Annotated in this window: 1 pseudogene; it reads right to left on the bottom strand. The window is 59.7% G+C overall.

Annotation, left to right across the window (positions count from 1 at the left end):
* Positions 1 to 250, bottom strand: a pseudogene (locus AB3X89_RS40535) (IS6 family transposase); the annotation flags it as partial.
* Positions 251 to 263 lie beyond the last annotated feature (13 nt).

Here is a 263-nt window from a genome sequence, read left to right on the forward strand (position 1 = left end):
CATCGACACGCCACGACTGACCGGTGGGCCTGCTAAAGCGGTTCCACCGTTTGACGAACTCCGGCGCAAAGCGCCGCACCCAGCGCAGGATCGTCGTGTGCGCCAGCGACAGACCCCGTTCTGCCATCATTTCGACAAGATCGCGCAGGCTAAGCTTGTAGCGCAGGTACCAGCGAACGCACAGAATGATCACATCGCGGTCAAAGTGACGGCCTGCGAACAGTTCGTCCAGGCTTTTCAGCTTGCTCATCGTCGGTTCCCAA

It is taken from the genome of Paraburkholderia sp. BR14320 (assembly GCF_040948665.1).
Classification (GTDB): domain Bacteria; phylum Pseudomonadota; class Gammaproteobacteria; order Burkholderiales; family Burkholderiaceae; genus Paraburkholderia; species Paraburkholderia youngii.